Annotated in this window: 8 protein-coding genes; all 8 read left to right on the top strand. The window is 38.6% G+C overall.

Features of this window, described 5'->3' with window-relative positions; translation table 11 throughout:
• Positions 1-309: 309 nt before the first annotated feature.
• A complete protein-coding gene (gene rpsF / locus BBROOKSOX_RS08435; protein WP_180323929.1) occupies positions 310-660 on the top strand; it encodes a 30S ribosomal protein S6 in 351 nt (116 codons plus the stop codon).
• A gap of 9 nt (positions 661-669) precedes the next feature.
• A complete protein-coding gene (gene rpsR, locus BBROOKSOX_RS08430) occupies positions 670-924 on the top strand; it encodes a 30S ribosomal protein S18 (RefSeq protein ID WP_139683210.1) in 255 nt (84 codons plus the stop codon).
• Positions 925-933: 9 nt separating this feature from the next.
• Entirely contained in the window at positions 934-1,383 is a 450-nt protein-coding gene (gene rplI, locus BBROOKSOX_RS08425; protein ID WP_139660969.1) for a 50S ribosomal protein L9, read from the top strand.
• Positions 1,384-1,532: 149 nt separating this feature from the next.
• Complete coding sequence (gene dnaB / locus BBROOKSOX_RS08420) at positions 1,533-2,981, top strand: replicative DNA helicase (protein WP_139660967.1); 1,449 nt, start codon at positions 1,533-1,535, stop codon at positions 2,979-2,981.
• A 9-nt stretch (positions 2,982-2,990) separates the two neighbouring features.
• Positions 2,991-4,046 (top strand): alanine racemase, encoded by a 1,056-nt coding sequence (gene alr / locus BBROOKSOX_RS08415; protein ID WP_139660964.1) that lies wholly within the window; start codon positions 2,991-2,993, stop codon positions 4,044-4,046.
• A 3-nt stretch (positions 4,047-4,049) separates the two neighbouring features.
• On the top strand, positions 4,050-4,754 hold the full coding sequence (locus tag BBROOKSOX_RS08410) for a metallophosphoesterase family protein (protein WP_139660962.1): 705 nt from the start codon (positions 4,050-4,052) through the stop codon (positions 4,752-4,754).
• Positions 4,739-5,182, top strand: coding sequence for a DUF1249 domain-containing protein (locus tag BBROOKSOX_RS08405; protein ID WP_139660960.1), 444 nt, complete (start codon positions 4,739-4,741; stop codon positions 5,180-5,182). The genes BBROOKSOX_RS08410 and BBROOKSOX_RS08405 overlap by 16 nt, the downstream gene beginning before the upstream one ends.
• Positions 5,167-6,069 (top strand): 5'-nucleotidase, encoded by a 903-nt coding sequence (locus tag BBROOKSOX_RS08400; RefSeq protein ID WP_139660958.1) that lies wholly within the window; start codon positions 5,167-5,169, stop codon positions 6,067-6,069. The genes BBROOKSOX_RS08405 and BBROOKSOX_RS08400 overlap by 16 nt, the downstream gene beginning before the upstream one ends.
• Positions 6,070-6,205: the final 136 nt, after the last annotated feature.

Below are 6,205 nucleotides of genomic sequence, written 5' to 3'. Positions count from 1 at the left end.
AATTTTTGCCCAATTGGTGATTTCTTTAAACCTTGTCCTAGCAGGGCTAAGGCTGGGTTTAAAAAATCGCCAAGTGGGTGAAAAGTGGGTTTCTGATGATTGTTCCTATTTATGCAAAGGTCTCTAAGTATAAAAAATTAATTTTATACCATAAAATAAACATCTGAAGCTTAATAATACTCACTTTCTTCGCATCCGCATCAGTATTTGACATAAGCTCAGCCAAAACAGTGTATAATACACATTCCCTTGCTTGATTACAACTGCGTGGCAAGCTATTTTTAATATAACCATAAGGAGAAAACACTCATGAGACACTATGAGATTACACTAATTGTGCATCCTGATCAATCGGCACAGGTTGAAACGATGATGGGCAAATACAAAGAAATCATCACTGCCGATGGCGGTAAGATTCACCGTGAAGAAGACTGGGGTCGTAAACACCTCGCTTATCCAATCAACAAAATTTATAAGGCACATTACTTAATGTTAAACATTGAGTGTGACCAAGAGACACTTGATAAATTGAATTATAACTTCCGTTTTAACGATGCTATTTTAAGGAATTTAATCATTTCCAAGAAAGGCGCCATCACTGGGGCTTCAGCAATGATGAATGCCAAAGACTCAGACGATAAAAAGAAAGATAGGAAATAGGAGAGTATTATGGCTAAGCAACAAAAGAGAAAACGCAGACCTCAAATTAAAATCAACACTTTTTGTCGTTTCACAGCAGCAGGTGTTAAAGAAATTGACTATAAAGATGTAGATGTTTTGTTAAAAAACATTGATGAAGGTGGTAAAATTACCCCATCAAGAATGACAGGCACAAGTGCTAAATTTCAGCGTCAATTAACCACTGCAATCAAGCGTGCTAGATTCCTAGCATTGATTCCTTACACTGACAAACATAAAAAATAGGAGTTAATCATGCAAGTAATTTTATTAGAAACAATTGGTAAGATGGGTGGTTTAGGTGATGTGGCGAATGTTAAAGCAGGTTATGCACGCAATTTCCTAATTCCACAAGGCAAGGTGAAACCAGCAACAACAGCTAACCTAGCAGAGTTTGAAACCATAAAGGCTGATTTAGAAGCAAAAGAAGCAACTGCAATCAAAGCAGCGCAATCAAAAGCAGATGCAATAGCTGGTGCGGTTTGTTCACTAAAAGCGAATGCAAGTGAAGAAGGCAAACTATTTGGCTCTGTTACCACAGCAGACATCAAAGCAAGTTTGGTGCAAGCAGGTCATGAAGTTGAAAAATGTGATATTAACTTACCTGCAGCCATTCATCATGTTGGTGAGTATGACATTAGTATCACTTTACACACCAATGTCACAGTTGATATCAAGGTGGTGGTTGAGGCTTCTGAAGAATAGCAATAAAAAACAACAAACCCAAGGTTGTAAAAAACCCTCTTTACGAGGGTTTTTTATTGTCTACTTGTTTTAACTGGAATTTAAATGAAATTAAGTTTAAAATTAAGTTCTGTCTTGCAAGCTTTACTACTTATTTTTTTACAATCGTTATGAATATTGAAAACATTAATATACCGCCAAACTCAATCGAATCAGAGCAATCTGTGCTCGGTGGTTTGCTATTACATAATGAAGCATGGGACGAAGTAGCCGACGCCGTCAACAAAGATGATTTTTATACTGCTTCACACCGACTTATCTTTGAAGCAATCAAACTCCTGTTAGAGCACGCAGAGCCTGCAGACATTCTAACGGTCAAAGAACGATTAAAAAAGACAGGCGATGAAGAAGTGGTAGGTGGTTTTGCATATTTGGCGCAAATTGCTGAGAACACACCCAGTGTTTCAAATATCCAAACCTATGCCAAACATGTGCGTGAGTTGTCTGTTTATCGCAGATTGATTCAAGCCAGCCGTACAATTTCCGACAAAGCCTACAACCCAAAAGACATTGAACTACAAGAATTAATTGATTTGTCTGAAAGAGAGATATTTGATATTGCAGAGCATATCAATCGTGGCAAACAAGATGTTATTAATGTCAAAGATATAACTAAGGATGTGGCTAATTTAGCGCATGAATGGGCAGAAAATAAGGGTGGATTAACAGGATTAGAAACTGGTTTCACTGAATTAGACAAAAAAACCTCAGGCTTACAAAATGGCGATTTAATCATTATTGCAGGTCGCCCTTCTATGGGTAAAACAGCCCTTGCAATGAATATTGTCGGCAATGTGGCTATTGAACAAAGTAAACCCGTCTTGGTGTTTTCCCTAGAGATGCCGACCGAAGCATTAGTACTTAGAATGATTTCTTCATTTGGGCATATTGATAGCAGAAAAATTCGCTCAGGTGAGATGACAGAAACCGATTGGAACAGTTTTAGTCATGCCATCAATGCCATGGATAAAAACGATATTTTAATTGATGAAACGCCCTCTATTACCCCAACAGAAATTCGTGCAAAATCTCGTCGTATTAAAAGACAATACCCTGATTTGGCACTGATTATGGTGGATTACCTACAATTGATGACGGTATATGGAAAGAGTGAAAATCGGGTGCAGGAAATATCAGAAATCTCTCGCTCCCTCAAGGCGTTGGCTAAAGAAATTGGGGTACCTGTGATTGCCTTGTCACAACTTAATCGTGGTGTTGAATCACGCCCTAAGCCCAATAAAGGACGGATGCCACAAATGTCAGATTTACGCGAATCAGGCTCGATTGAGCAGGACGCTGATATTATTGCTTTCGTTTATCGAGACGAGCAATATCATGATGAAACTTATTCCAATCCAGAAGAAGTTGGCAAGGCAGACCTGCAAATCGCCAAGCATCGTAATGGCGAAACTGGTGGTATTAAACTTGCATGGATTGGTCAATATACCCGTTTTGAAAATTTGGCACTTGATTCTATGACGCAGTACACACCTGATGACGCGATGATAGATGCAGCCTACACCAACAGCGCAGTTAATTTTGACACAGAAGAATTTTAATTCTTTTGAATGAATATGCGTGCTATCGCAACCATTTCCCAATCTGCATTATTGCATAACTTATCTGTTGTTAAAAAATATGCGCCACAAGCAAAGGTCGTGACAATGGTGAAAGCCAATGCTTATGGTCATCACCTAAATTTGGTTACACCACTGCTTGAAAACGCCGATATTCTAGCAGTAAGTGAGATACAAGAAGCGCAAGCACTCAGACAAATAACCAACAAACCTATTTTATTATTATCAGGCGTTCACTCTCGTGAAGAATTACAACAAGCGCTAGATTTGAATTGCCATTGTGTGGTGCATCACAGTTCACAAATCACACTAATTAATAACATAACACAAGCCTTAAACATTTGGTTGAAGATTGATACCGGTATGCACAGACTTGGTTTATCAAGTGAGGAATACCAGCAATGTTTGTCTGATTTTAACACCAATCCACTGATTCATATTGAATGTATCCTGAGTCACTTTGCTTGTGCAGATGAGTGCAATCATCCAATGAATCAGACGCAGTTTGAAGCCTTCAACACAATCACAGATAATAAAGACAATCGCTCTATGGCAAATTCTGCTGCGATTTTATCACTACCAGAATCACTTTTTGATGTGGTGCGTCCTGGCATTATGTTATATGGTGCTTCACCTTTTAATGACAATCATTTCACACTTAAGCCTGCTATGCAACTATCAGCGCCTATTGTCTCTATCAAAACATTGCAAGCAGGTGATTGTGTTGGTTATGGTGCAAGTTGGAGTGCTAATCAACAAACCACGATAGCAATAATTGCCATTGGTTATGGTGATGGCTATCCTAGACATGCAACAAACACCACGCCTGTATTGATTAATGACGCATTGCATCTATTGGCAGGTCGCGTATCAATGGATATGATAGCCGTAGATATTGGTGATGCAAAAGTAGCCATTGGTGATAAGGCGATTTTGTGGGGGGATGAAAAACTACGGGTTGAAACCGTGGCACATCATAGTGGTACTATCGCTTATGAGTTATTAACCGGTGTTAGTGCTCGAGTGGGCTTTGTTAGTGGTAAATAAAAAATGAAACATTTTATCCAAATCAGCGATTGTCATATTGATGATAACGCCCAGACCATGGGCGTTAATAGCCATGAAAACTTGATAAAAGTTGTTGATGAAATCGTTACCCTGCAAAGTGATGCATTGCTAATTAGTGGTGATTTGACACACAATGGCACGCCCTATTCTTACAAAAAATTAAAAGAAATTCTCAGTCCTATTGAAACTGATATTTTTGTCATTGCTGGCAATCATGACGACTCAGATAATCTTGCCAGTGAGTTTAGTGCTTGTTTATTTGATCGTATTGCACTAGATGCTTGGGATATTATTAATATTGACTCGGTACAAATAGGTAAAACCAGTGGCTTTGTCACAACAAATGCACTCACAGCATTGGATCAACAACTACAACACTCCAATGCAAAATACAATCTTATTGTCTTGCACCACCCTATCGTGGCGATGAATAGTGAGTGGGATGATGCCTTATCTTTGGAAAATCCACAGGACTTATTTGCTGTGCTAGACAAATACCCTAAAGTACAAGCAGTGCTGTTTGGTCATGCACACGAGTCGGTAGAATTTGATAAAAATGGTTTAAAAATTATCGCCTGCCCATCAACTGCCACGCAATTTAATGATGAACAACGCATTGGCTTTAATTATTACACGCTTTTTGATGACGGTCGTCTAGACTATGAAACACAATGGATAAATTCTTAAAATCTTTATATACACAACGCAGTCCTAAGACTTATGGGGAAGTCTCGGCGTTGTTTGAGTCAAACTATCAAAAGATTTTGAACCTCATTCCCACGCTCAAAGATATCACCCACAATAGCGTGATACGCCATGACAATGAGCAGGATTTGTATTTACTTGTTGAAGACAAAACACCTTACACGGCCATTTTTATACTCACACACAAACTCGGCTCAATAAATCGTCCTGATATTAAATTTAAGGTGTATTTTGACGCCGAACTCTTAGAAGTATTGTCAGTGTGTAATGAAGCCACACTGAACAGCACACACCCGTATCTTGCACAATGCAATGATATGAATATACAATGGGAACTTAACATTTTTATTGAAAAATGGATAGAATACTGTCTGGATAAATACAAAGGATTGACATGGCACACGCAGTAGAAAAAAATGCGGATGGAAAATTGGTTGTTGCCATTTCATCAAGGGCGTTGTTTGACTTAGACAAATCGCACAAAATCTTTAAAGAACAAGGTGTTGAGGCATATGCCAAACACCAGCAAGAAAATGAAGATGTGGTATTAAAGCCTGGCGTTGGCTTTACTTTGGTCAGAAAACTACTCAATCTTAACAGTAAAAAAACACCGATTGATGTGGTTTTGCTTTCTCGCAACAGTGCCGATACAGGTTTGCGTATTTTTAATTCTATTGAACACTATGATTTAAATATTGCCAAAGCTGCATTTACCCGTGGTGAAAGTACGCATACTTATTTAGACGAATTTGATGCAGATTTATTCTTATCCAGTCATTATAAAGATGTACAAAAAGCCATAGCATCTGGTTTTGCCGCTGCATCAATTGTTGGCTCTGGCACTAAAAATGCACATGATACGCAACTGCGTATTGCCTTTGATGGTGACGCTGTGTTGTTTTCTGATGAAGCTGAGAAAATATTCCAAGAAAAAGGACTGGATGCCTTTTCAGCAAACGAGAAAAAATCTGCTAATATTGAATTAAAATCAGGTCCATTCAAGCGTTTCTTAAAATCATTACACAACATCCAATCTTCATTCCCAGAAGAAGACAACCCAATTAGAACCGCTCTCGTTACCGCTAGAGGTGCGCCAGCACACAAACGCGTTATCAAAACATTGCGTGCTTGGAGTATCCGTATTGATGAGTCTTTCTTTTTAGACGGGCTTGATAAAGGCAGATTCCTCAAAAAATTTGGTGCTGATATCTTCTTTGATGACCAACATAAACACTGCCAATCAGCCGCCGAGTATGTGCCTGCCGGACATGTGCCAAACGGTATTATTAATAAGTAAATCACAGAAACTTTTGCATAAGTAGGGATGATTAGCAAAATGACAAGTTTTGCCGACTTGGTGATTTTATGAAATATAGTCATAGCAAAGCTATGGCTGTGTTTCATAAAATTGTCAAGTTGGTGAAAAATGGCGT

It is taken from the genome of bacterium endosymbiont of Bathymodiolus sp. 5 South (genome assembly GCF_900128535.1).
In the GTDB taxonomy this organism is placed as follows: Bacteria; Pseudomonadota; Gammaproteobacteria; order PS1; family Pseudothioglobaceae; genus Thiodubiliella.
Note: the sequence above shows the minus strand (reverse complement) of the source record. Positions and strands in the feature narration are given on the sequence as shown.